Origin of the sequence: Aromatoleum evansii, assembly GCF_045689615.1 — a bacterium.
In the GTDB taxonomy this organism is placed as follows: domain Bacteria; phylum Pseudomonadota; class Gammaproteobacteria; order Burkholderiales; family Rhodocyclaceae; genus Aromatoleum; species Aromatoleum evansii.
The window spans coordinates 1,297,741-1,322,227 of record NZ_CP141259.1 but is presented as its reverse complement, the minus strand read 5'-3'; the positions used below and the strand labels follow the sequence as shown (position 1 = coordinate 1,322,227).

General features: G+C 64.8%; 24 protein-coding genes. 4 read left to right on the top strand and 20 right to left on the bottom strand.

The window, feature by feature from the left end:
• Positions 1-35 precede the first annotated feature (35 nt).
• The 4 genes from U5817_RS06055 to U5817_RS06040 are packed head-to-tail and all read left to right on the top strand — an operon-like array spanning position 36 to position 3,101.
• The gene (locus U5817_RS06055; RefSeq protein WP_407280027.1) at positions 36-1,211 is read left to right on the top strand and encodes a murein L,D-transpeptidase family protein; all 1,176 of its coding nucleotides are present in this window, start codon (positions 36-38) and stop codon (positions 1,209-1,211) included.
• Positions 1,212-1,252: 41 nt separating this feature from the next.
• Positions 1,253-1,831, top strand: coding sequence for a peptidylprolyl isomerase (locus U5817_RS06050; protein ID WP_407280026.1), 579 nt, complete (start codon positions 1,253-1,255; stop codon positions 1,829-1,831).
• Between the two features lie 20 nt (positions 1,832-1,851).
• Positions 1,852-2,346, top strand: coding sequence for a peptidylprolyl isomerase (locus U5817_RS06045; RefSeq protein ID WP_169125134.1), 495 nt, complete (start codon positions 1,852-1,854; stop codon positions 2,344-2,346).
• A gap of 38 nt (positions 2,347-2,384) precedes the next feature.
• On the top strand, positions 2,385-3,101 hold the full coding sequence (locus U5817_RS06040) for a UDP-2,3-diacylglucosamine diphosphatase (protein WP_169125133.1): 717 nt from the start codon (positions 2,385-2,387) through the stop codon (positions 3,099-3,101).
• A gap of 54 nt (positions 3,102-3,155) precedes the next feature.
• Here the strand turns inward: U5817_RS06040 and U5817_RS06035 are convergent, their stop codons facing one another.
• From U5817_RS06035 to ilvN, 20 genes are all read right to left on the bottom strand, one after another.
• Positions 3,156-4,325: an O-succinylhomoserine sulfhydrylase gene (locus tag U5817_RS06035; protein WP_407280025.1), complete on the bottom strand. Its 1,170-nt coding sequence runs from the start codon at positions 4,323-4,325 to the stop codon at positions 3,156-3,158.
• Positions 4,326-4,344: 19 nt separating this feature from the next.
• Complete coding sequence (gene purF / locus U5817_RS06030; protein ID WP_407280024.1) at positions 4,345-5,868, bottom strand: amidophosphoribosyltransferase; 1,524 nt, start codon at positions 5,866-5,868, stop codon at positions 4,345-4,347.
• Positions 5,869-5,878: 10 nt separating this feature from the next.
• A complete protein-coding gene (locus U5817_RS06025; RefSeq protein WP_407280023.1) occupies positions 5,879-6,370 on the bottom strand; it encodes a CvpA family protein in 492 nt (163 codons plus the stop codon).
• Between the two features lie 19 nt (positions 6,371-6,389).
• Positions 6,390-7,091 (bottom strand): SPOR domain-containing protein, encoded by a 702-nt coding sequence (locus U5817_RS06020; protein ID WP_407280022.1) that lies wholly within the window; start codon positions 7,089-7,091, stop codon positions 6,390-6,392.
• Between the two features lie 8 nt (positions 7,092-7,099).
• A complete protein-coding gene (gene folC / locus U5817_RS06015; protein ID WP_407280021.1) occupies positions 7,100-8,377 on the bottom strand; it encodes a bifunctional tetrahydrofolate synthase/dihydrofolate synthase in 1,278 nt (425 codons plus the stop codon).
• 15 nt (positions 8,378-8,392) lie between these two features.
• Positions 8,393-9,262, bottom strand: coding sequence for an acetyl-CoA carboxylase, carboxyltransferase subunit beta (accD, locus tag U5817_RS06010; protein WP_169125127.1), 870 nt, complete (start codon positions 9,260-9,262; stop codon positions 8,393-8,395).
• Positions 9,259-10,074, bottom strand: a complete 816-nt coding sequence (gene trpA, locus U5817_RS06005; protein ID WP_169125126.1) for a tryptophan synthase subunit alpha — start codon at positions 10,072-10,074, stop codon at positions 9,259-9,261. Before trpA ends, accD begins: the two co-directional genes overlap by 4 nt.
• Positions 10,075-10,115: 41 nt before the next feature.
• Positions 10,116-11,327: a tryptophan synthase subunit beta gene (trpB, locus tag U5817_RS06000; protein WP_169125125.1), complete on the bottom strand. Its 1,212-nt coding sequence runs from the start codon at positions 11,325-11,327 to the stop codon at positions 10,116-10,118.
• On the bottom strand, positions 11,314-11,937 hold the full coding sequence (locus U5817_RS05995; protein WP_169125124.1) for a phosphoribosylanthranilate isomerase: 624 nt from the start codon (positions 11,935-11,937) through the stop codon (positions 11,314-11,316). Before U5817_RS05995 ends, trpB begins: the two co-directional genes overlap by 14 nt.
• Positions 11,938-12,732 carry a tRNA pseudouridine(38-40) synthase TruA gene (truA, locus tag U5817_RS05990; RefSeq protein WP_169125123.1) on the bottom strand — a complete coding sequence of 265 codons (795 nt, stop codon included), beginning with the start codon at positions 12,730-12,732 and terminating at the stop codon, positions 11,938-11,940.
• Positions 12,729-13,367: a CbiQ family ECF transporter T component gene (locus U5817_RS05985; RefSeq protein WP_407280020.1), complete on the bottom strand. Its 639-nt coding sequence runs from the start codon at positions 13,365-13,367 to the stop codon at positions 12,729-12,731. Before U5817_RS05985 ends, truA begins: the two co-directional genes overlap by 4 nt.
• Before the next feature lie 28 nt (positions 13,368-13,395).
• The gene (locus tag U5817_RS05980) at positions 13,396-16,194 is read right to left on the bottom strand and encodes a FimV/HubP family polar landmark protein (protein ID WP_407280019.1); all 2,799 of its coding nucleotides are present in this window, start codon (positions 16,192-16,194) and stop codon (positions 13,396-13,398) included.
• Between the two features lie 236 nt (positions 16,195-16,430).
• Positions 16,431-17,564: an aspartate-semialdehyde dehydrogenase gene (asd, locus tag U5817_RS05975; RefSeq protein ID WP_407280018.1), complete on the bottom strand. Its 1,134-nt coding sequence runs from the start codon at positions 17,562-17,564 to the stop codon at positions 16,431-16,433.
• Between the two features lie 27 nt (positions 17,565-17,591).
• Positions 17,592-18,644, bottom strand: coding sequence for a 3-isopropylmalate dehydrogenase (leuB, locus tag U5817_RS05970; RefSeq protein WP_407280017.1), 1,053 nt, complete (start codon positions 18,642-18,644; stop codon positions 17,592-17,594).
• Positions 18,645-18,678: 34 nt separating this feature from the next.
• Entirely contained in the window at positions 18,679-19,317 is a 639-nt protein-coding gene (gene leuD / locus U5817_RS05965) for a 3-isopropylmalate dehydratase small subunit (protein ID WP_169125119.1), read from the bottom strand.
• A gap of 75 nt (positions 19,318-19,392) precedes the next feature.
• Complete coding sequence (gene leuC / locus U5817_RS05960; protein ID WP_407280016.1) at positions 19,393-20,802, bottom strand: 3-isopropylmalate dehydratase large subunit; 1,410 nt, start codon at positions 20,800-20,802, stop codon at positions 19,393-19,395.
• 79 nt (positions 20,803-20,881) lie between these two features.
• Entirely contained in the window at positions 20,882-21,697 is an 816-nt protein-coding gene (locus tag U5817_RS05955; RefSeq protein WP_407280015.1) for a M48 family metallopeptidase, read from the bottom strand.
• Entirely contained in the window at positions 21,694-22,857 is a 1,164-nt protein-coding gene (locus tag U5817_RS05950) for an MFS transporter (protein ID WP_407280014.1), read from the bottom strand. Before U5817_RS05950 ends, U5817_RS05955 begins: the two co-directional genes overlap by 4 nt.
• A gap of 81 nt (positions 22,858-22,938) precedes the next feature.
• Positions 22,939-24,072 (bottom strand): chorismate synthase, encoded by a 1,134-nt coding sequence (gene aroC / locus U5817_RS05945; RefSeq protein ID WP_407280013.1) that lies wholly within the window; start codon positions 24,070-24,072, stop codon positions 22,939-22,941.
• Positions 24,073-24,170: 98 nt separating this feature from the next.
• Positions 24,171-24,485 (bottom strand): acetolactate synthase small subunit, encoded by a 315-nt coding sequence (ilvN, locus tag U5817_RS05940; protein WP_407280012.1) that lies wholly within the window; start codon positions 24,483-24,485, stop codon positions 24,171-24,173.
• Positions 24,486-24,487: the final 2 nt, after the last annotated feature.

The window sequence follows — 24,487 nt, the reverse complement described above, 5'->3', positions numbered from 1 at the left end:
AGGTTCTGACAATCGGACGAGCTGCGTTCGTCCGAATGATCGCAACGCTCGCCGCTGCGGCGCTGCCGCTGGCGGCCGCCGCAGCACCCGCTCCGCGCGGCATTTCCGACTCCGGCCCGGACGCGTCACTCGAGTACGTTTTCACCGAAATCGAAGCCAACCGGCTCGACGCGGCGCTCCAACGCACCGAGGAACTGCTGCGGGTCTACCCGAACTTCCGCCTGGCCCATCTGATCAAGGGCGACTTGCTGCTGGCGCGTGCCAAGCCGATCGCTACGTTCGGCAACGCATCGGCACCGGCCGAACGTGTCAACGAACTGCGCGACGAGGCGACCGCGCGCCTGCGTGCATATCGCGAACGCCCCGCCGCAGCCAGCTACATCCCGCGCTACCTGTTGCAGATGGGACCGGACCAGCGCTTCGCGGTCGTCGTGGACACCAAGCGTGCGCGCCTGTACGTGTATGCAAACGAGGGCGGAAAGCCGCGCTTCGTAGCCGACTACTACATCAGCCACGGCAAGGCTGGCGCGGACAAGCGCGTCGAGGGCGACAACAAGACCCCCCTCGGCGTCTACGAAGTGACGTCCTTCATCGAGCAGGCCAAACTTCCCGACCTGTACGGCAGCGGGGCCTTCCCGATCAACTACCCGAACGAATGGGACCGGCGTCTCGGACGCACGGGGCACGGAATCTGGCTGCACGGAACGCCGAGCGACACCTATGCTCGCCCGCCGCTCTCCTCAGAGGGCTGCGTCACGCTCGCGAATCAGGATTTTCTCAAGCTTTCCAACTTCGTCCAGCCGGGGCTCACGCCGGTGATCATCAGCAACGAGATCGAGTGGCTGTCGTTGGACGACTGGCAAGCCGAGCGGCGCAACCTTCAGCTCGCAATCGAGGACTGGCGGCGCGACTGGGAGAAGACCACGGACGTGACCCGTTACCTCTCCCACTATTCGAAGGACTTCCGCAGCGACACTCAGAATCTTGCGGAATGGTCGGAACAGAAACGCAAGATCGCTGCGAGCCGCGATTGGATCAAGGTGCGTCTCGACAAGCTGAGCATGTTCCGCAATCCGGGGCGCGACGACATCGTGGTCGTGACCTTCGAACAGGACTATCGCAGCGACGACCTGTCCGACCGTGTCCGCAAGCGCCAGTACTGGCTCAAGGAAGGCGGTCGCTGGAAGATCGTCTATGAAGGCAAGGCCTGACGGCCGTCCGAAAAGTTAACTCCCCCGAACGGAAGCTAGACATGAAACGCGTTTTCGCAAGCCTCATCCTCTTCGTCTGCTGCGCCGTGGCGCAAGCCGCCAATCCCGTAGTCGAGATGCGCACCAACCAGGGTATCGTCGTACTCGAGTTGTTTGCCGACAAGGCCCCAAAATCTGTCGAGAACTTCCTCGAATACGCGAAAAGCGGCCACTATGACGGCACGATCTTTCATCGGGTCATCGATGGCTTCATGATCCAGGGCGGAGGCTTCGACGGATCGCTGAATCAGAAGCCGACCCGCGCGCCGATCCAGAACGAGGCCAAGAACGGGCTGCGCAACGACGCCGGGACGCTCGCCATGGCACGGACCTCCGACCCCCACTCCGCCACCGCGCAGTTCTTCATCAACCTCGTCGACAACAGCTTCCTCGACTACCCGTCGCGCGACGGCTGGGGCTACACCGTGTTCGGCAAGGTGAGCAGCGGCATGGACGTCGTCCGGAACATCGGCAAGACGCGCACCGGTGTCGTTCGTGGCATGCGCGACGTCCCGACCGAACCGGTCATCATCGAGTCGGTCCGCCTCGTCGAGGCTGCGAAGACCGGCCAAACCAAGTAACGAATCCCAAGGAGCTCCCAATGGCTGTCAAGCTGCATACGAACCACGGTACGATCACGCTCGAACTGGATGCCGAGAAGGCCCCCGAGACGGTCAAGAACTTCCTCGACTACGTCAGCGCCGGCCACTACGACAACACGATCTTCCATCGCGTGATCAAGAACTTCATGATCCAGGGCGGAGGGTTCGAGCCGGGCATGAAGCAGAAGCCCACCCGCGAGCCGATCAAGAACGAAGCCGACAACGGCCTGAAGAACCTCACGGGCACGATCGCCATGGCGCGCACCCAGGCTCCCCACTCGGCCAGCGCCCAGTTCTTCATCAACGTCGTCGATAACGACTTCCTCAATTTCCGCGCACCGGACATCCAGGGCTGGGGCTACTGCGTGTTCGGCCGCGTCACGGAAGGCATGGATGTCGTGAACAGCATCCGCGCGGTCCGCACCGGCTCGAGCGGCTTCCACCAGGACGTGCCGGTCGAGGACGTCATCATCGAACGCGCAGAGATCGTCTGATCTCGCCGGGCCGACCCGTTTCAACCGTCCAGTCTCACATGTCGGCCCTGTTTATCGCGGATCTGCACCTGTCCGGGAACTGCCCGGACAACACCCGCGCTTTCCTCGACCTGATCGCGGGGAAGGCGCGGGAGCTGGACGCCGTGTACATCCTCGGCGATCTGTTCGAATACTGGGCGGGCGACGACGACCGTGACGCCCCCCTGAACCGGGAGGTCGCGGAGGCCCTTGCCGCACTTGCCGACCATGGCACGCGGGTCGGCTTCGTGGCAGGCAACCGCGATTTCCTCGTCGGCACGGATTTCGCCCGGGCTGCCGGGCTCACCATCCTCCCCGACCCCAGCGAGATCGACCTCGACGGCCGCCGGGTGCTGATCACCCACGGCGACAGCCTATGCACCGACGACCACGCCTATCAGGCGTTTCGGCAGCAGGTGCGCGATCCGCAATGGCAGCGCGCATTTCTAGCCCGCCCCCTTGCGGAACGCAGGCTGGTCATCGAGGGGCTGCGCAAGCACAGCGAAACCGCAAAGCAGGAAAAGGCCGAGGAGATCATGGACGTTAACGCCGCAGCCGTTGACGCCCTCTTGCGCGCTCACGATTACCCGACCCTCATCCACGGCCACACGCATCGGCCGGCGCTCCATCTGCATCGGGTGGACGGACGGCAGTGCGAGCGCTGGGTCCTCTCCGATTGGCGCGGGAGGGCGAGCTGGCTGCAGTGGGACGGGCAGGCCTTCCGCACCGGCCCCTAAGGGAATTACCGGCGCACGTAGGCGAGCACGACGCGCTCGCCTAGGTTGAGCGCTTCAGCCGGCCAGACCGCGCGCGAGATCCGCGCGCAGATCCTCGACCGACTCGAGACCGACGGCGACCCGCAGCAAGCCCTCGGTAATGCCCGCGGCAGCACGCGCTTCGGCGGTGATGCGCCCATGCGTGGTGGACGCCGGATGGGTGATGGTGGTCTTGGTGTCGCCGAGGTTGGCCGTGATCGACATCAAACGCGTCGAATCCACGACCCTCCATGCCCCCTCGCGCCCCCCGGCGACTTCGAAACTCACGATCGCGCCCCCGGACTTCTGCTGACGCATCGCAAGATCGTGCTGCGGATGGGAAACCAGGCCGGGGTAATAGACCCTCTCCACGCCTGCCTGCTGCTCGAGCCAGCGCGCCAGCTCGAGGGCAGTGGCAGACTGCGCCTCCATGCGGATGCGCAAGGTTTCCAGCCCCTTGAGAATCACCCACGCGTTGAACGGCGAAATCGAGGGACCGGCCGTGCGCAGGAATTTCAGCACGTCGTCGACGATGACCTTACTGCCCACCACCGCACCACCGAGCACCCGCCCCTGGCCATCCAGGTATTTGGTGGCCGAATGCACGACGACGTCGGCACCCAGTTCGAGCGGACGCTGCAGTGCCGGCGTGCAGAAGCAGTTGTCGACGGCGAGGATCGCACCGCATGAATGGGCGATGTCGGCCACCGCGGCGATGTCGATAACCTCGGTGAGGGGATTCGACGGCGTCTCGATGAAAAAGAGCCGCGTGCGCGCCTTGATCGCAGCACGGTAAGCGTCCGGGTCGGTCGCGGGCACGAAGCTCGTCTCGATGCCGAATTTGGCCAGGATCGTGCCGAAGAGCTGCTGCGTGGCGCCGAAGAGCCCCATCGACGCGACCACGTGGTCGCCGGCCTGCAATGTAGCCATCGCGAGCGACAGGATCGCCGCCATGCCCGAGGCCGTCGCGACACAGGCTTCGCCCCCTTCCAGCGCAGCAAGGCGCTGCTGCATTGCCGTCACGGTCGGATTGGTGAACCGCGCGTAGACGTTGCCGTCGTCGGCCCCCGAGAAGCGTGCCGCCGCCTGGGCGGCGCTCTCGAAGACGAAGCTCGAGGTCAGATAGAGGGCTTCGCTGTGTTCATTGAACTGGCTGCGCGCAATGCCTGCGCGCACAGCCAGGGTGTCAAACTCGTACTCGCTCATTTCCGCTCGGTCGTTCTGCTCAGTTGTCCTGATTTGCCACAAGGTTCAGGTCGAGCTGGCCGCCTTCACCGTCGTCGCCCGACTTACTCTCGCCGCGCTGGTTCTCGACACCGTTCAGGTACTCGGGAGTGATGTCGCCAGTGACGTAGCAGCCGTCGAAACAGGAGGTCTCGAAGAACTTGATGGCAGGATTGACCGCGCGCACGGCAGCCTTGAGATCGTCGATGTCCTGGTAGATCAGTCCATCCGCGCCGATCACGCGGCAAATCTCGTCCTCGTTACGGTCAGCAGCGATAAGTTCGGCGCGGGTCGGCATGTCGATACCATAAACGTTGGCATAGCGGACCGGAGGCGCAGCCGACGCGAGATACACCTTCACGGCGCCCGCATCACGGGCCATCGTGACGATCTCGCGGCTCGTGGTGCCGCGAACGATCGAATCGTCGACCAGCAGAACCTTCTTGCCCCTGAACTCCTGCGGGATGGTGTTGAGCTTCTGGCGCACCGACTTACGCCGGGTGGCCTGGCCGGGCATGATGAAGGTGCGCCCGATATAGCGGTTTTTCACGAATCCTTCGCGATAAGGGAGACCCAGCCTGTGCGCCATCTCCATCGCAGCGGGGCGGCTGGAGTCCGGGATCGGGATCACGACGTCGATATCGGCGTGGGGCACGACGCGCTTGAGCTTGTCGGCGAGGAATTCGCCCATCTTTACACGCGACTCGTATACCGACACCCCGTCGATCACCGAGTCGGGACGCGCCAGATAGACGAACTCGAACATGCAGGGCGCTTCGACCGTCCGGTCGGCGCACTGGCGGCTGCGGAAATTGCCTTCGGTATCGATGAGGATCGCTTCACCGGGCGCGACGTCGCGCAGGGTCTTGAATCCGAGCACGTCCATTGCGACCGACTCGGAGGCCACGAGCCACTCATGACCGCCGTCGACGTCATTGCGCCCCACGACCAGGGGCCGGATGCCGTACGGATCACGGAAGGCCAGCAGGCCGAAACCCGCGATCATCACGACGACCGCGTAGGCGCCCCGGCAGCGGCGATGCACGCCCGCCACGGCGCGGAAGACTGCGTCTTCGTCGAGCTTGAAGCCCTTGGCGGCTGCCTGCAGCTCGTGCGCGAGCACGTTCAGCAGCACCTCCGAGTCGGAGTTGGTGTTGATGTGACGCAGATCCGACAGGAACATCTCGCGCTTCAGTTCCTCGGAATTCGTCAGGTTGCCGTTGTGGGCCAACAGCAGGCCGAACGGCGAATTCACATAGAACGGCTGCGCTTCGGCGGGATTGCATGCCGAGCCTGCGGTTGGGTAGCGGACGTGGCCGATACCCCAGTTGCCGACCAGATTGCGCATGTTGCGGGTGCGGAACACATCACGCACGAGCCCAGGCCCCTTGTGCATGAGGAAGCGCCCGCCCTCCGACGTCGCGATGCCTGCCGCATCCTGTCCGCGGTGCTGCAGCACCTGCAGGCCGTCATAGAGCAACTGATTGACCGGGGATTTCGCAACGACCCCAATGATTCCGCACATGGAATAGCACCTATCTGAATCGAATCTTTGTGGCCACCACATCGGGCAGCCACGGTTTGGCAGCAATCACCGCCGTCTCCAGCGGTGGAGCGAACATTGCGTTCGACCACCACGGTTCGCGCGCAATCCCGATCAGGCCGCCCAGCAGCACCACCGCGAGGGCGATGGCGACACCGCGGGCGACGCCGAACAGCGCGCCGAACACCCGGTCGGCGGTACCCAGCCCCACCGCCTTGAGCAGTTCGCGCAGCAAGAAACGCAACAAGGCTGCAAGCATCAACACCGCGACGAAGATCAGCGCAAATGCGGCGATCTGGCGCCAGGCGGGATCGAGAATCATGTCGGCGAGCAGCACCGCCGCGTCGCCCGCATAGTGCCAGGCCGCGAAGAGCGCGACCGCCCACGCGAGCAACGCGATCACTTCGCTCACCAAACCGCGCCACATGCCGACCGCCGCCGACAAAGCGAGAACGGCAAGGAATACGTAATCGAATACCGTCATCGAAGGAGTCGGTTCGCGCTCATTTCGGCACGACCGAACCGCTCAATCCACTCGCCCGCACGCGCTGGGCGGCTTTGTCGGCGTCGTCGCGCCCACCAAACGGCCCGATCCGCACGCGCGTCATCGCCCCAACCTTCTCAGTGTAGGCTGCAAAGCCCCTTCTTTTGAGGTCCGCCGCAATGGAAGCGGCCTTGGCTCCATCACCGAAGGCGCCGATCTGGACGACGAAACTGTTTCCCGCAGCGGGCGCGGAAGGTAGCGCCGCTTTGCCGTCGAGAATCGCCTGGGCGCGGGCGCTGTCGGATATCGTGTTCGTTGGAGCCGGTGCAAGGGCGGACTTCGACGGCTCGACCGCTGCCGATGTCGCGGGGCCGCCCTTGGGGGCGCCCTCCTGCGTTGGGGCAGGGCGTGGCGGAGACGGTACGTTCGTCGCGATTTCCTGCCGCGGCGCCTCTGAGGAGGCTGCGGTGGGCGGCTGCTCCTCGGGTGGAGGCGCGAGTTGCGGCTCGGGATCGCGTGTCGGGCGGCCGGCGATCGGGCGCGACAGCGCATTGTCGGCCTCACGGTCGGGAATCGTGACCTGGATATCCTGCGCCGGAGCGCTCGGCTCCTGGTCCATCACCATGGGAAGGATGATCGCGGCGAGCAGCGCCAAGGCGGCGGCCCCAACCAAGCGGCGCCTGGCGCGCTTCTTGAGTTCGACGTTGTCGCTATCGGTCACGCGGAGCCTCAATGACGAGCGGCACGGGCTGCAGCCAGCACATCCGCGACTGTCAGGAATGAGCCAAAGGCAATGATTCTATCACCCTCGCCGGCAGTTTTCCGGGCAGCCTCATAGCCCTCCGCGGGGCTTGCGAAACGCCGAATGTCACCACGCACCCCGACGCTGCGCAGCCGCTCTTCGAGCCGCTCGGCGCTGAGCCCGCGAGCCCCGGGGAGACTGACGAGCATCCAGTGATCGATGCGCTCCTGGATAAGCGTCACCACGCCTTCGACGTCCTTGTCCGCGAGCATGCCCAAAACAGCCCATGTCTCCGGGAAAAAACCCATGTTCGACAGGTTTTCCGACAGCACGCCCGCGGCTTGAGGATTGTGCGCGACGTCGAGCACTATCGAAGGCTTTCCCGGCAGCACCTGGAAGCGGCCGGGTAGCTCCACGAGCATCAGGCCCTGGCGCACAGCCTGCATCGACACGGGGATCCGCTGTCGCAGGGTTTCCAGTGCCATCAGCACTGCCGAGGCATTCAGCAGCTGATTGGCACCGCGCAGCGCGGGATAGGCAAGACCGCCGCGGCGGGCGGAGCCCTTGCTCCACCACGCCCACTGCGTGCGGTCACCGCTGTATCCGAAATCCTCGCCGACGAGCTTCAGGTCGGCGCCGATCGCACGCGCATGGTCGACCAAGGTGGCAGGAACCATCGGATCGGAGCAGATCGCCGGGCGGCCGGCGCGGAAAATGCCGGCCTTCTCGAAGCCGATCTTCTCGCGCGTGTCGCCCAGCCAGTCCATATGGTCCATTGCGATGCCGGTCACGATGGCACAGTCGGGGTCGATCGCATTGACCGCATCGAGGCGCCCGCCGAGGCCGACCTCGAGGATGACCACGTCGAGCGGCTCGCGGCAGAATGCCCACCAGGCGGCGAGCGTACCCTGTTCGAAATAGGTCAGCGGGGTGTCTCCGCGCGCCACCTCGACGGCACGAAAGGCATCCACCAGGACGCGGCCCTCAAGCTCGCGTCCGTCGATGCGCACGCGCTCGTTGTAGCGCAACAGATGGGGCGAGGTGTAGCAGCCGACACGATAGCCGGCGGCGAGCAGGATCGCCTCGAGCATCGCGCAGGTCGAGCCCTTGCCGTTGGTACCGCCGACGGTGATCACCACGGCGTCGCTGCGCACGGCGAGCGCATCGCGCGCGCGAGAGACGCGATCCAGGCCAAGCTGAATCTGCGCCGCATGGCGGCTTTCGAGCAACTCGAGCCAGCCGCTCAGGGTATCGGGAAGTTGCATGAAGCGGAACGGAAATCAGACGCCGATTGCGGGTTGGCGGGTCAAGAGAGTCAGAATTTCGGCAACCTTCGAGCGCATCTCTCGCCGATCGACGATCATGTCGATCGCACCTTTTTCCAACAGGAATTCGGAACGCTGGAAGCCTTCCGGCAGGGTTTCGCGCACGGTCTGCTCGATCACGCGCGGGCCGGCGAAACCGATCAGCGCGCCGGGCTCGGCGATCACCACGTCACCCATGAAGGCGAAGCTCGCCGACACGCCGCCCATCGTCGGGTCGGTGAGGATGGTGAGAAACGGCAGCTTGCGCTCGGCAAGTTGCGTGATCGCGGCCGTCGTCTTCGCCATCTGCATGAGCGAAAAGAGCCCCTCCTGCATGCGCGCCCCACCTGTGGCGGTGATGCAGATGAAGGGCAGGCGCTGCTCGAGGGCCGCCTTCGCGCCGCGCACGAAGCGCTCGCCGACCACGGAACCCATCGATCCGCCAAGAAACTCGAACTCGAAGCAGGCAACCACGACCGGCACCGTCAGGATGGCCCCCTGCATCACGACCATGGCATCGGCTTCGCCGGTGTCGTCGTTGGCCGCCGACAAGCGCTCCGTGTAGCGCCGCGAGTCCTTGAATTTCAGCGGATCCACCGGCACGACCTCATTGCCGATCTCGAAGCGCCCTTCCGCATCGAGCAGCATGTCAAGCCGGGCACGCGCACGCAGGCGTTGATGGTGGCCGCACTTCGGACACACGCTCTGATTGCTTTCAAGATCGGAACGGTAGAGCACGGCCTCGCAGGCCGGGCACTTGCTCCAAAGACCTTCCGGAATCGATTTGCGCGCAGCGCTCTCTGCGCGCTTGATCTTGGGCGGCAGCAGTTTCTGAAGCCAACTCATCGCGGAGCTCCTTGGATCTGGTCGAGCGCGGCACGCACTCCTTCAACGAAGTTCTTTACCCGCGCTACGGCCTGATCGCGGGGGCTGTTCTCGATCTCCTCGATGATGCGGCTGCCGATCACCACCGCGTCGGCCACCTCGCCGATGCGGCGGGCCGATTCGGCATCGCGGATGCCGAATCCGACGCCAACCGGCATGCCGACACCCTGGCGGATCTGCGGCATGCGCGCCGCGACGTCGTTGAAATCGAGTGCGCCCGAGCCGGTTACTCCTTTGAGCGATACGTAGTAGATGTAGCCGCTGCCGATCGTCGCGACTTCCCGGATGCGCTGCTCGGTGGAAGTCGGCGCGAGCAGGAAGATCGGATCCATGCCGCCCGCCTTGAGCGTGCGTGCAAACGCTTCGCACTCCTCCGGCGGGTAGTCGACGACAAGGGCCCCGTCCACCCCGGCTGCGCCGGCTGCGGCGACGAAACGCTCGACGCCCATGGCCTCGATCGGATTCGCATAGCCCATGAGGACGACCGGGGTGCTGGCGTTCGTCGTGCGGAACTCGGACACCAGCGCGAGCACCTTGCGCAGGCTCATTCCGTTGATGAGCGCACGCTCCGAAGCGCGCTGGATAGTCGGGCCGTCCGCCATCGGGTCGGAGAACGGAACACCCAATTCGATGATGTCTGCCCCGCCTTCAACGAGCGCATGCATCAGCGGCACGGTGAGTTCGGGAGCGGGATCGCCTGCGGTGATGAAGGGGATCAGAGCCCGCCGCCCGGAGGCTTGCAGGCTCTGAAAAACTGACTGGATTCTGGACATAAGCGGTATCGGGATGCGCGGGCCGTCAATGGCCCGCGGAGTCAGAACTGGATGCCGGATTTTTCGGCGACGGTGTGCATGTCCTTGTCGCCACGACCGGAGAGATTGACCAGCAGGATCTTGTCGCGCGGCAGGGTCGGTGCCAGCTTCGCAGCATACGCGATGGCGTGGGACGACTCGAGCGCAGGAATGATGCCTTCGAGGTGGCACAGATTGTGGAATGCAGCCAGCGCCTCCTCGTCGGTAACCCCGACATATTCGGCGCGATCGCTGTCCTTGAGCCAGGCATGCTCCGGCCCGACCCCGGGATAGTCGAGACCCGCCGATATCGAGTGCGTCTCTATGATCTGGCCATCCTCGCTCTGCAGCAGGTAGGTGCGGTTTCCGTGCAGCACGCCCGGGGTGCCGCCGGTGAGACTGGCCGAGTGACGCCCGGAGTCCAAGCCCTCGCCGTAAGCCTCCACTCCAATCAGCCTGACCCCGGGGACATCGATGTAAGGGTAGAAGATACCCATCGCATTCGATCCGCCGCCGACGCAGGCGATCACGTAATCGGGCTGGCGACCGGTCATTTCCGGCATCTGCACGAGGCATTCCGCTCCGATCACCGCCTGGAAATCGCGCACCATCATCGGGTAGGGATGAGGACCGGCAACCGTGCCGATGATGTAGAAGGTGTTGTGGATGTTCGTGACCCAATCGCGCATCGCCTCGTTGAGGGCGTCCTTCAGCGTCCTGGAGCCGGACTCCACCGGAACGACCTTCGCCCCGAGGAGCTTCATGCGATACACGTTGGCGGCCTGGCGCTTGACGTCCTCGGCCCCCATGTACACCACGCACTCCATGCCGTAGCGCGCAGCCACGGTCGCCGTGGCGACACCGTGCTGCCCCGCCCCGGTCTCCGCGATCACGCGCGGCTTGCCCATGTAGCGCGCAACGAGCGCCTGGCCGATGCAGTTGTTCACCTTGTGCGCGCCGGTGTGATTCAGATCCTCGCGCTTGAGATAGATCTGCGCACCGCCGAGCGAATCCGACATGCGCTTCGCGTGGTAGATGGGGCTCGGCCGACCGACGTAATGCTTGAGCTCGTATTCGAACTCGGCCATGAACGCCGGGTTGTTCCGGCATGCCTCGTAGGCAGCGTTGAGCTCGTCAAGCGCGGGAATCAGCGTCTCGGCAACAAAGACGCCACCGTACGGCCCGAAATGGCCGCGCGAATCAGGAAACCGGTATGGCTTGTCAGCCGTCTGCATTGCGTACTCCAGCGACGAACGCGGCAATCCGCGCCGCATCCTTGATACCCTTTCCCGATTCCACGCCGCTGGACACATCGACAGCCCACGGTCTTACGCGGCGGACTGCCTCGGCGACGTTGTCGGGATCCAGACCACCGGAAAGGATCAGCGGTCGCCCGAGGCGCTCGGGAATCAGGGACCAATCGAATACCTTGCCTCCGCCGCCATAGCCGTCGACGAACGCATCGAGCAGCAATCCGGAAGCGGACGGGTGGGAAGCGGAGAATTCTACCAGATCGATCCCGGGGCGCACTCGCGCAGCCTTGATCCAGGGACGACCGAACGCCGCGCACTGGGCCTCGCTCTCGTCGCCGTGAAACTGCAGGAGTTGCAAGGGCACCTGAGCAAGCGCCTGCCGCACGTATGCAGGATCGGGATTCACGAACAGGCCCACCGTGGTGACGAAGGGTGGCACCAGCGCTGCCAGCTCCGCGGCACGCTCGAACGCGACAAAACGCGGACTCGGTGGATAGAAAACCAGTCCGATCGCATCCGCGCCAGCCTCGACGGCAGCGAGCACGTCTTCGGCGCGGGTCAGGCCGCAGATCTTGATTCGGGTTCTGGACACTCAGACGAAAGGGATACGCGGGAGCGCGATGATACGCCCTTCATCAGGCAGCGGCCAGTGCGACGGGTACTCGACACCGGCGAGATACAACCCATCGGGAGTGAATGTCATCGCCGCCCGGCTGCGGTCGCACGACTGCAGCACTTCCGCCATCCACCCCGCAGGGAAATGCCCCTTGCCGACATACAGCAGCGAGCCGACGAGGTTACGCACCATGTGGTGCAGGAAGGCATTCGCCCAGAAATCGAAGACGATGTAGTCGCCGTCGCGCCTGACCTCGGCCTCGTGCATGAGCTTTATCGGCGACTTCGCCTGGCAGCCCGCAGCGCGGAAGGCCGAAAAGTCGTGCCAGCCGATGAGCGAACGCGCCGCCTCCGCCATCGCGGATTCATCGAGCGGGGGGTGAAACCAGCCCACGCGACCGGCGAGGAGAGCCGGCCGTACCGGCGAGTTGTACAGGATGTAGCGGTAACGGCGCGAGACGGCGCAAAAGCGTGCATGAAAATCGTCGGCAACTTCCACCGCCCAGCGTACCGAAACCGGGCCCTTCAACCTCGCATTCGTGCCGCGAACCCAACTGTAGGGTTCGCGCACGGAGGGCGTGTCGAAATGCACCACCTGCGCTGTCGCGTGAACGCCCGCATCGGTCCGCCCGGCACAGTGGAGCCGTACCGGATGACCGGCCATCCCGGAAAGTGCCGCCTCGAGATGATCCTGCACGGTCCGCCCGTGGGACTGGCTTTGCCAGCCCTGAAATGCATCGCCGGCATATTCGACACCAAGTGCGATTCTCATCGCGCCACTCCGAACCACAGCACTGCCACGACAAACATCGCGAGCAGGAGTGTCCATTCCCGCCACGCCAAAAGCTCGCGCGCAAATACGATCTTCTCGGTACCGTTGCCGCCGCTACCATCGCTGGTCAACCACTCGCGCCAGGAGGCCGGAGGCGCCGACTCGACATAGCGCAGGACAAGCATGAGGCGCACTGCGAGTCGCTCGGTGGGGAGCCCTACCCGCCCGAACGGGCTCAACAGGGCGTGCAGCCCGCCGACCAGTCGCGACACCGGAAGCCCCTCCATCAACACAGCCACGCACAAAACGACCGCGATCAGCCGCCCGACATGCTCGGCAGCCAATACCACACCTTCGCGACTCGGACTGAGCCCCGGGAACCCGGACAACAGGGCCTCGCCGGGCGTGAATCCGGCGAACAACACGAGTATCGCAAGAATCAGGAAGCGCACGCGCCGCAGCAGCTTGAGGCTACGCGACGGCGCCAGCCACCACCCCGCGACCGCACAGAGTGCAAGCGCTACGGCCAAAGCCGGCGGCGACAGGAACTGCAGGACGACGACACACGCCATCCATAATGCGATCAGAAATCCGGAGTGCATGAAAATGAACGGGCCGCCTTGCGGCGGCCCCACGACATCCGCGCAGAAGCAAATTCGGCCGTCAGCCGAGTCGCTGAGCCAGACGAGCCGCCGCCTCCCGCTGTTCGGCCGATCCCTCGCGCAACACCTCCTCGACAAGCTCCCTTGCCCCCTCGGTGTCACCCATCTCCTCATAGGCGCGCGCGAGCTCCAGCTTCGTGTTGACCTCTTCGATCACGTCCGCATCGGCCCCCAGCCCACCAGCCGACGCCGCAGCAGCATCGCCGGCGTCCATCGCTGCGGCTCCGGATGCCAGTGAGGTCGCCTCGAGGTTCAGGTCGATTCCTGCTAGATCGAGCGCCGGCGGCGTCGCCGCCGCCTGGTTCGCCCCGCCGTCGAGGTTGAAGTCGAAATCCAGCAGGCTGCTGTCGAAAGACGTCTTTTCGAGATCCTCTGCTGTCCCCGAGCCACCCGCCGCTGGCGCCCCTTCCGGAGAGATCATGGTCTGATCAAGGCTGACTTCGCCAACCGCCGGCGCCGCAGCAACATCCAACTCCGAAGCCAGATCGAATTCGAGCGCCTGGTCCGCGGCAGCAAAATCCATCCCCTGACCGATCACGGTGGCAAGCATCGGATCGGCCACAGGCGTCGCGACCGGCTCATGTTTGGAAACCTGCTCGGCAACGCCCCCTACGTCAAGATCGAAGGAAGGAGCCTCCTCGCGCATTTGCGCAGCCTCGACGGACGGAACGGCATCGATCTGAGGCATCGGCGTCTCTGCAGTCGCGGCGTCACTACCGAAATCGAGCCCGGCATCGAGATCGAAGTCGAGCGCACCCGCATCCACTTCCGGCAAGGCTTCGATACCGGCATCACCCGGCATCTCGGTCGGCACGGGCTCGCGAGTGGGCGAGGCGGGCGTCTCGAACGATGCAGCAGGAGCGGAGCCTGAATCGCCTCCATGGACGCCTGCAGTCGCAAGGCTGGCGACGGCAGCGGCACCTGCGACGAGCCCGGCGGTCGGGATCCCCCCGCCAGCCGTAGCACGATAAAGGGGATTCTCGGGATCGAGGCGGCGTCCCATCTCGGCGGCCTTGTCCCAATCCCCCCCTTCGCCGCCGGTCCGTGAGTAGAGATCAGTCGCAGTGTTTTCGAACGCCTTGAGGTTCTTGCGCTGGGCGTAGATCTCCAGCAGCTTGACGTAGATCGCCATCCTCGAGGCATCGGTCTTCAGGGCGTCGAGCAGGATCTCTTCAGCCTGCGCGTCGCGCCCGTAGGCCATATACACATCGGCTTCGGCGACAGGATCGACGCCCTCATCGGTGTCGATGGCCGACAGCCCGGACTGACTGAAATCGGTATGCAGTACGCTGCTCTCGCCGGTATTGACGCTCTGCCCACCGGTTGCCCCGAAAACCGAATTGGTCGGCGGCGGGAATTCGCTCGCAATGGATTCGACCGCGTGCCCCGCATCCTGCTTGCGGCGCTGACGCGCCTTGATGCCGGCATAGGCCAGAAGCAGCGCGAGAATCCCCCCGCCTCCAGCCAATACGGCCGGATCGCCGAGCAGCCCCTGGACGAAGCCGGGCTCCTCGACCGGCTCGGGCGCGGGCTTCGGTGCAGGCGCCGGCTTGGGAGTCGCCACGGGAGCGGGCGCTTCCTCCTTGGCCGGCGCGGCCTGCTGCGGCTCGGCGGCCAACGGCTGTTGCGAGGGCGCCGCCGGCGCGGCGGCAGGCTCCTGCGCCGGTGCCGAGCTTGCCTGCTGCTGCAACTGCGCCATGCTTTCGCTGCGCAGGTTCAGCAACTCCTGCATCTGTTTGACACTGGCCTCCAGGGCGGCGACTCGCTCGTTCGCCTCCTGCAGCGCCTTGTCGCGCGCAACGAGCTCTTCCTCAAGCGCCTGCAGCCGGGCGAGACGGGCGCTGTCGGCGCCCTTCGCTGCACCTTGCTCGGCTGGTGCACCGGAAACCTTGACCTGATCACCGGCGGCCGGTCGCGCGGGTTCGTCGACCTTCGGCACGATCGTGCCGGCATCGCTGCGCGACGGAGCCGACTCCGGGGCGGCCGGCCGCGCGGCGACGGCTCCGGCGAGCTTCCTGCGATAGGCGGCAAAATCGGCGGACTGCGCCTGAACTTCACGACGCGCCTGGACGGGATCGATCTCGCGAACGCGCGCATCGGACGGAACCGTCACAATCGAACCGGTGCGCAGGCGGTTGATGTTATTTCCTTCAAATGCGTCGGGGTTTTCGCGAAACAGGGCGATCAGCATCTGATCGAGGCTCGCGCCCTCAGGTCGGTTCGCCTCGGCGATGCGGTGCAGCGTATCGCCCTTCTTGATCTCATGACGCTCGCCACCGGCCGTCTGGGCGACCGCCGGCGCTGGGCTCACCGCCGGCGTCTTGCGCTGGGCTGACGTTGCCGGAGCCCCAAGCGGCGCAGCAACCGGAGCTGCCCCACGCCCGACGGCAGGCGCGGCAGGCCCCGCTGGCACGGGGTCGAGCAGGAAGGTGTATTCGCGCACCAACCGACCGGAGGCCCAGTTCAGTTCGATGAGGAGATCGACGAACGGATCGTTGAACGGCCGGTCGCTGGTAATCTTGACAACGGAGCGGCTGCCCCTGCGCTCGACCGCGAAGCGAAGCCCGGAAATTGCAACGGTATATTGAAGGCTGGCCTGACGGAAGGCTTCGGGGGGAGCGACGCGCGCCGAAAGCGACTGCAGCTCCTCATTGCTCGCGTTCAGCTCCACCTCTGCCCTGAGCGGCTGTCCGATACCGCTGAAAACATGGATCGAACCGAGTCCTGCGGCATTGCTGCCAAAGGGGAGCATGGCGATCGCCGTCGCGATCAGGGAGGCCTTGATCGATGTTTTCATCATTGTCTTATCATCCGCACCCTAGTCTGGGTACCAAACTGCGTGGAATATGGACGTCGCGGACGCAGCCGGGCATCCGTCATGCCCCGGCAATCTAACATTTTGTTTAAGTCTTGGCAGCAATTCTTTAATTGCGCAGACTATTTTCCACGGCATGAACGCCGCCATCCTGCCTCGAGGACCGCGGCATAGGACATCGGAAACGGCGGAACGACCGCCGTTTCCTCATGTCATGGCGATCAACGATCGAGAAGGATGCGCAGCATGCGACGCAGCGGTTCGGCGGCCCCCCACAGCAGCTGGTCGCCGACGGTGAAGGCGCCGAGGTACTCCGGCCCCATCGCCATCTTGTGCAGACGCCCGACCGGAACGGCAAGGGTGCCGGTGACGGCCGCCGGGGTCAGTTCGCGCTCGGTAATCTCGCGCTCGTTCGGCACGACCTTCACCCAGTCGTTTGCCTTCGCGATGATGTCGCTAACCTCGTCGAGTGGCACGTCCTTGCGCAGCTTGATCGTGAGCCCCTGCGAGTGGCAGCGCATCGCGCCGATGCGCACGCACAGCCCGTCGATGGGGATGCTGCCGGGGCTGCGGAATGCCGGGCGGCCCAGGATTTTGTTGCACTCGGCGCCACCCTTCCATTCTTCCTTCGACTGTCCGTTATCGACGGGCACGTCGATCCACGGGATCAGGCTGCCCGCCAGTGCGGCGCCGCGGAAGTTTTTCACCGGAAAATCGGCGGAGCGCATGGTCGCAGCGACCTTGCGGTCGATGTCGAGGATCGCCGACGCGGGATCTGCGAGTTCCGCCTTCACGGCGTCGTGCAGGGCGCCCATCTGGGCGAGCAGCTCGCGCATGTTCTGTGCGCCAGCGCCGGAGGCGGCCTGGTAGGTCATCGCCGAGACCCACTCGACGAGGTCGTGCCTGAACAGGCCACCGAGGCCCATCAGCATCAGGGAGACGGTGCAGTTACCGCCAATCCAGTCACGACCGCCCTTCACGAGCGAATCCTTGATCACGTTCATGTTGACCGGATCCAGGATGATCACCGCACTGTCTTCCATGCGCAGCGCGCTCGCGGCGTCAATCCAGTGTCCCTTCCAGCCCGCTGCGCGCAGCTGCGGATAGACGGCCTTGGTGTAGTCGCCGCCCTGGCAGGTAATAACGATGTCCATCTGCTTGAGCATGTCGATGTTCGACGCATCCTGCAGCGGCAGCGCGGCTTCCTTGCCACCGAAGGCAGGCGCCTTGCCGCCCGCGGCGGACGTCGAGAAATACACCGGCTCGATGTGGGCGAAGTCGCCCTCCTCGACCATGCGCTGCATCAGCACGGAACCGACCATGCCACGCCAACCGACCAGACCAACCTTGTTCATTTGCTATACCTCGAATTGCCAAAAATCTCAGAGCGCAGCCAGAACTGCATCGCCCATCTGCTTCGTGCCCACCTTCGTCGTACCCGGCTCATAGATGTCGCCGGTGCGATACCCCTGAGCGAGCACCTTCTTCACGGCCGTCTCGACGCGGGCAGCGGCGGCCTCGTTATTGAACGTATAGCGCAGCATCATCGCCGCCGAAAGGATGGTCGCGAGCGGGTTCGCGACGCCCTTGCCGGCGATGTCGGGGGCGGAGCCGTGCGACGGCTCGTAGAGGCCCTTGTTGTTCGCGTCGAGCGAGGCCGACGGCAACATCCCGATCGAGCCGGTCAGCATCGAGGCCTCATCCGACAGGATGTCCCCGAACATGTTGCCCGTGACCATCACGTCGAACTGCTTGGGTGCACGGACGAGCTGCATCGCGGCGTTGTCGACCAGCATGTGGGTGAGCTCGACATCCGGATATTCCGGCGCGAGTTCGGTCATCACGTCGCGCCACAGCTGCGTCGTTTCCAGCACGTTCATCTTGTCGACCGAGCACAGGCGCTTGTTGCGCTTGCGGGCGGCCTCGAAGGCGACGCGGCCGATGCGACGGATCTCGGACTCGGTGTAGTGCATTGTGTTGAAGCCGTAGCGCTCGCCGTCACGATTCTCGATGCCGCGCGGCTGGCCGAAATAGATATCGCCGGTCAGTTCGCGCACAATCAGGATGTCCAGGCCGGACACGACCTCGGGTTTGAGCGTGGAGGCGTTCGCGAGCTCGGGGTAGAGGATCGCCGGACGCAGGTTGGCAAACAGCCCGAGATCCTTGCGGATCCCCAGCAGGCCACGCTCCGGACGCTGTTCGCGCAGCAGGCCGTCCCACTTCGGACCACCGACCGCGCCAAGCAGCACCGCATCGGCTTCGCGCGCGAGCTTGCGCGTCGCTTCCGGATACGGGTCGCCGGTTGCATCGACCGCGGCGCCGCCCAGCAGTCCCTCTTCGAGTTCGAACTTCAGGTCCAGCGCCTGAATCACGCGAACGGCTTCAGCCATGATTTCCGGACCGATCCCGTCGCCCGGCAGAACGCAAATCTTCATCAACAGTTTTCTCCTGGTGCCCTCGCAGCGCTGCTCAGGCGAAATAATAGGGGTGATCGGCGCGGCGCTTTTCCTCGAAAGCGCGGATCTTGTCGGCGTGGCGCAGCGTCAGGCCGATGTCGTCCCAGCCGTTGAGCAGGCATTCCTTGCGGAACGGATCCACATCGAAGCTGATGCGGGCTCCGTCCGGACGGGTGATCGTCTGCGCCGCCAGATCGACGACCAGGCGATATCCCTCGGCCGCCTCGCATTGACGGAAGAGCTCGTCAACCTGCGCCGACGGTAACACAATGGGCAGCACGCCGTTCTTGAAGCAGTTGTTGAAGAAGATGTCGGCGAAGCTCGTGCCGATCAGCACGCGAAAGCCGTAATCCTCCAGCGCCCACGGCGCATGTTCGCGCGAACTGCCGCAGCCGAAGTTGTCACGGGTGAGCAGGATCTGCGCGCCCTGGTAGCGCGCCTTGTTCAGCACGAAGTCCGGATTCTGCGGACGGCCGCTGCAATCCTGCCCCGGTTCGCCGTGATCGAGGTAACGCCATTCGTCGAAGAGGTTCGGGCCGAAGCCGCTGCGCTTGATCGACTTCAGGAACTGCTTGGGGATGATCGCGTCGGTGTCGACATTCGCACGATCGAGCGGCACGGCCAGCGCGTCGAGTGTGGTAAACGGTTTCATTCTTTCACTACCCTCTGGATGGCTCGGCCATCCCTGTCAATATCGGTCGTCGGCGCATCGTCGCGCCAGCTGCGTTCAGGCCAGTTCGCGGACATCCACGAAGCGTCCGGTGACGGCCGCAGCAGCGGCCATCGCGGGACTGACGAGATGGGTGCGTCCGCCCGCCCCCTGCCGCCCCTCGAAATTGCGGTTCGAGGTCGAGGCGCAGTGCTCGCCGGGCTCGAGACGGTCGGCGTTCATCGCGAGACACATCGAGCATCCCGGCTCACGCCACTCGAAGCCGGCGTCGATGAAGACCTTGTCGAGGCCTTCCGCCTCGGCCTCGCGCTTCACCAGCCCCGATCCGGGAACGACCAGCACACGCTTGACGCTCGCCGCCTTCTTGCGGCCCTTGGCGACCGCGGCGGCTTCGCGCAGGTCTTCGATGCGCGAGTTGGTGCACGAGCCGATGAACACCTGATCCACGGGAATTTCGCTGATCGGCGTGTTCGGGGCGAGCCCCATGTACTTGAGGGCGCGCTCGACGCCTTCGCGCTTGACCGGATCGGCGATCTTCGCCGGATCGGGCACGCGGCCGGCCACCGTCTCGACCATCTCGGGAGAGGTCCCCCAGGTGACCTGCGGCAGGATCTCGGCAGCGTCGAGTTCGACGACGCGATCGAAACGCGCCCCCTCATCTGACTTGAGGGTGCGCCAATACGCCACGGCCTTGTCCCACAGTTCGCCCTTGGGCGCGAAGGGCTTGTCACGCAGGTAGGTGATGGTGTTGTCGTCGACGCCGACCAGGCCCGCACGCGCACCCGCCTCGATCGCCATGTTGCACAGGGTCATGCGCCCTTCCATCGTCAGCGCGCGGATCGCGCTGCCGCCGAACTCGATCGCGTACCCCGTACCGCCGGCCGTGCCGATACGGCCGATCACGGCAAGAGCGATGTCCTTGGCGTACACCCCACGCCCGAGTTGCCCCTCGACCTTCACGAGCATGGTCTTGGACTTCTTCTGCAGCAGGCACTGCGTGGCCATTACGTGCTCGACCTCGGAGGTGCCGATGCCGTGCGCCAGACAGGCGAACGCGCCATGCGTGGAGGTATGCGAGTCGCCACAAACCACCGTCATGCCGGGCAACGTGACGCCGTTTTCCGGTCCGATCACGTGCACGATGCCCTGGCGCGCGTCCTTGAACGGGAAATAGGCCAGCGCGCCGACTTCGCGGATGTTGGCATCCAGTGTCTCGACCTGTTGGCGCGAGACCGGATCCACGATACCCCGCTCCCAGTGATCGGTCGGCGTATTGTGATCGGCGGTCGCGACGATCGAGCTCACGCGCCACGGCTTGCGCCCGGCGAGCTTGAGCCCTTCGAAAGCCTGCGGGCTGGTTACCTCGTGTACCAGGTGGCGGTCGATGTAAATCAGTGCAGTGCCGTCGGCCTCTTCATGGATGACGTGACTGGACCACAACTTTTCGTACAGCGTCTGGGCTTCCATCCGATATATCCCGAGGAAAGACAAGGAAAAGGTTTTGATTATTTCACACGCGCCGCCGACTGGATAGGCAGCGCCCCGCTCAGCGGCGTGCCTGCTCATAGAGCGGCATGACCCGCTGGGCGTACTCGCCGAGATCCCTGCGCCGGCTGTCGTGGCCAGGGTGGGTCGAAAGCCACTGAGGCGGACCGCCGTTCGAGCGCGCCCCCATCTTGTCCCAGAGGCTGATGGCCGCTCGCGGGTCGTAGCCTGCGCGCGCCGCAAGCTCGACGCCGATGCGATCGGCCTCGGTCTCGTGCAGGCGCGAATTCGGCAATTCGAAGGTCACCTTGCCGACCATGCCCATGAGATCCGTACCGAGCTGACCGACTCCCAGGATCGCGCCAGCAACCGAAGCCCCGACACTCGTCACCATGGCCTTGGAAATCTGCTCGCGCGAATGCTCCCGCAGGGCGTGCGCAATCTCATGCCCCATCACCGCGGCAAGCTCGTCATCAGTGAGTTTCAGCTGATCGATGAGCCCCGAGTAGACCGCCATCTTCCCTCCCGCCATGCACCAGGCGTTGAGCTCGTCGGAGCGGATCACGTTGACCTCCCACTGCCATCGCGCAGCATCGCGCCGGAATGCCACGGTCTGCGGGATCAGGCGATTCGAGATCGCGCGCACGCGCGCGAGCTGCGCCGGGTCGCGATTGAGCACGCCTTTCTGGCGCGCCTCGCCGATCAACTGCTGGTACTGCTTGCCGGATGCCTGCTCGACCTCGGCCGCCGATACCATCATCATCTGGTCGCGATCGACGCCCACCGCACCACCCCCGGTCGTCTGCACCGTCTGGCAGCCGGACACGAGCCACGCCACCACCGCAACCCCGACCATCGTCGCAAATCGACTCGTCATCCAATCCCTCCTTCCGCCTTCGATTCCGCTCCGCTGCGCCAGCCCAGCACCAGCCAGACGAGGCCTGCAAGCGCGAACAGCGACCCCAAAGTATAGGTCCACGCCGGCCCCACGGATTCCCACGTATATCCGCTCACGAGCCCCCCGAGCATCCCGCCGGCACCGAACGAAATACTGCCGTAGAGGGCCTGCCCGCGCGACTGCAGCCTGCCGCGGAACCATTGATTCACTGCCGCGATCGCCGCCGAATGGTAAGCCCCGAACGTTGCTCCATGCAGCAGCTGGGCAAACACCAGTACGGCAAACGAGCCCACACCCCAGCCAATCGCTAGGAAACGCGCGACCGCGCACGCAAACGCAAAGATCAGGATCGCGCGCATCGAGTGCCGGCGCAGCAATCGCGGCATGAACATGAAGACAAGGATTTCCGCGATCACGCCAATCGACCACATCCAGCCGACGATCGATTTGTCGTAGCCGTGATCGACGAGGAAAATCGAATAGAACACGTACAACGCGCCGTGCGCGGCCGACATCAGGAAGCAGGCCACCAGGAGCGCCCGCACCTCCGGACGCCGCAGCGTCTCACGCAGGCTCGCGCTTTCCCGATGGGCAAGCGGTCGTGCCGCCTCGGGCAGCGCCGCCGCGCTCAGGGCGATCGCCGCGAGGATCGCCGCGGTAATCCACAACACCGAATCGAGCGGCAGGAAATCGAGCAGATAACCCAACCCGAGCACCGCCGCGATGAACCCGACTGACCCCCACACGCGGATGCTGCCGTAACGCCCTGCCTGGGCGCCCAGATGGGCGAACGTGAGGCTTTCGACCAGAGGCAGGGCAGCGCTCCAGAAAAAAGCCATCAAGGCCATCGCCAGAAACAGGCCTTCGAAACGCGTCGTGAAGAAGAAGACGCTGAAACCGACTAGGCTCGCCCAGGCAGACAAGCGGATGATCGTGAGCCGTCGGCCGAGATGTTCGGCCAGCCAGCCCCACATGCCCGGCGCAAGCACGCGCATAACCTGCATGAGGGACATCAGCAGCGCGATGTCGGTCGCCGTCAGCGCGATAGACTGCAGGTAGAGCGTGAAATAGGGCGAAAAGGCGCCGACGAACGCGAAATAGGAAAAGTAGTAGGCCGACAGCCGCCAGTAGGGAACCACCGCGACGCCTGGCTGCAATTCAGACCCTCATGCCCCGACGACCGGCCACGGCACCGGCACTCGACGCAAAAACCGCCCCGCTCACGCGCGCGGCGGCGGGACGCGCTGCACGCCCTGGGGCGCGAGCCGAGCGATCCGGGGCGTGTCAGTCGTCACATCGCCGCATTGCGCGCGATGGCGCAATGCGTGATCCATCAGCACGATGGCCAGCATCGCCTCGGCAATCGGAGTTGCCCGGATGCCGACACAGGGGTCGTGCCGCCCGTGCGTATTCACGATCACCGGATTGCCCTGCTTGTCGATCGAACGGCGATCGAGCCGAATGCTGGAGGTGGGCTTGACCGCCATGCTCACGATGATGTCCTGGCCGCTGGAAATTCCGCCGAGCACACCGCCCGCGTTATTCGTCAGATAGCCCTCGGGGGTCATCTCGTCCGAATGCTCGGTGCCGTGTTGCGTCACACACTCGAAACCTGCACCGATCTCCACCCCCTTGACCGCGTTGATACCCATCATCGCGTACGCGATGTCGGCGTCGAGCCGGTCATAGACAGGCTCCCCCCAACCCACCGGAACGCCCGTCGCCACCACGTCGATACGCGCGCCGATCGAATCCCCGGACTTGCGCAGCTCGTCCATGTAGGCTTCGAGCTGCGGAACGATTCCCGCGTTGGGCGCGAAGAACGGGTTGCGCGAAACCTCGTCCCAGCTCTCGAACGGGATCGGGATGGGGCCGAGTTGCGACATGAAGCCGCGGATCACGATGCCGTAGCGCTCGTTCAGCCACTTCCGCGCGATCGCGCCAGCCGCCACCCGCACCGCCGTCTCGCGCGCGGAGGAACGACCGCCGCCGCGATGATCGCGAATTCCGTATTTTTGCCAGTACTCGTAGTCGGCATGGCCCGGGCGGAAGGTCTCGGAGATGTTGCCGTAGTCGCGCGAACGCTGGTCCTGATTGCGGATCAGGAGCGCGATCGGGGTGCCGGTCGTCACCCCCTCGAACACCCCCGACAGGATCTCCACCTCATCAGGTTCACGGCGCTGGGTCACGTGGCGCGAAGTGCCCGGCTTGCGCCGATCGAGCTCCACCTGGATCTCCTGCGCAGAAATCGGAAGCCCCGGCGGACACCCATCCACGACGCAGCCGATCGCCGGACCGTGGGACTCACCGAAGGAGGTGACACAAAAGAGTTTGCCTAAGGTGTTGCCGGACATCGCAATCTCGACCAGAACGTGAATCGGAAGGAGCCATGCAGTTTAACACAGCGCCAGATGGCCCCTTCCGGGCGACCGGGCCCGCGCCCAGCCGGAGGTCAATGGAAGAACTTCTCGAGTCGCTCGAATACCTCGTGTTCCGCACCGTGGCGGCGCACTGACAGCACATCGACCAGCTTCTCCACCTGCAGCACCATCTGCTCGAGCCGCTGATCCTCGAACACCAGCAGCCAGATGCGGCTGCGACTGGTATCCGACATCGGCATGCACAGGATGCCCTCGACGTTGAACGCCCTGCGCGCAAACAGATTGCAGATGTGACTCATCACGCCGGGATGGTTGTTGACCTCCAACTCGAGAACCACCTTGGCGAAACCTTGCTGCTGCAAGGGCTCGGCGACTTGTTCGATCATGT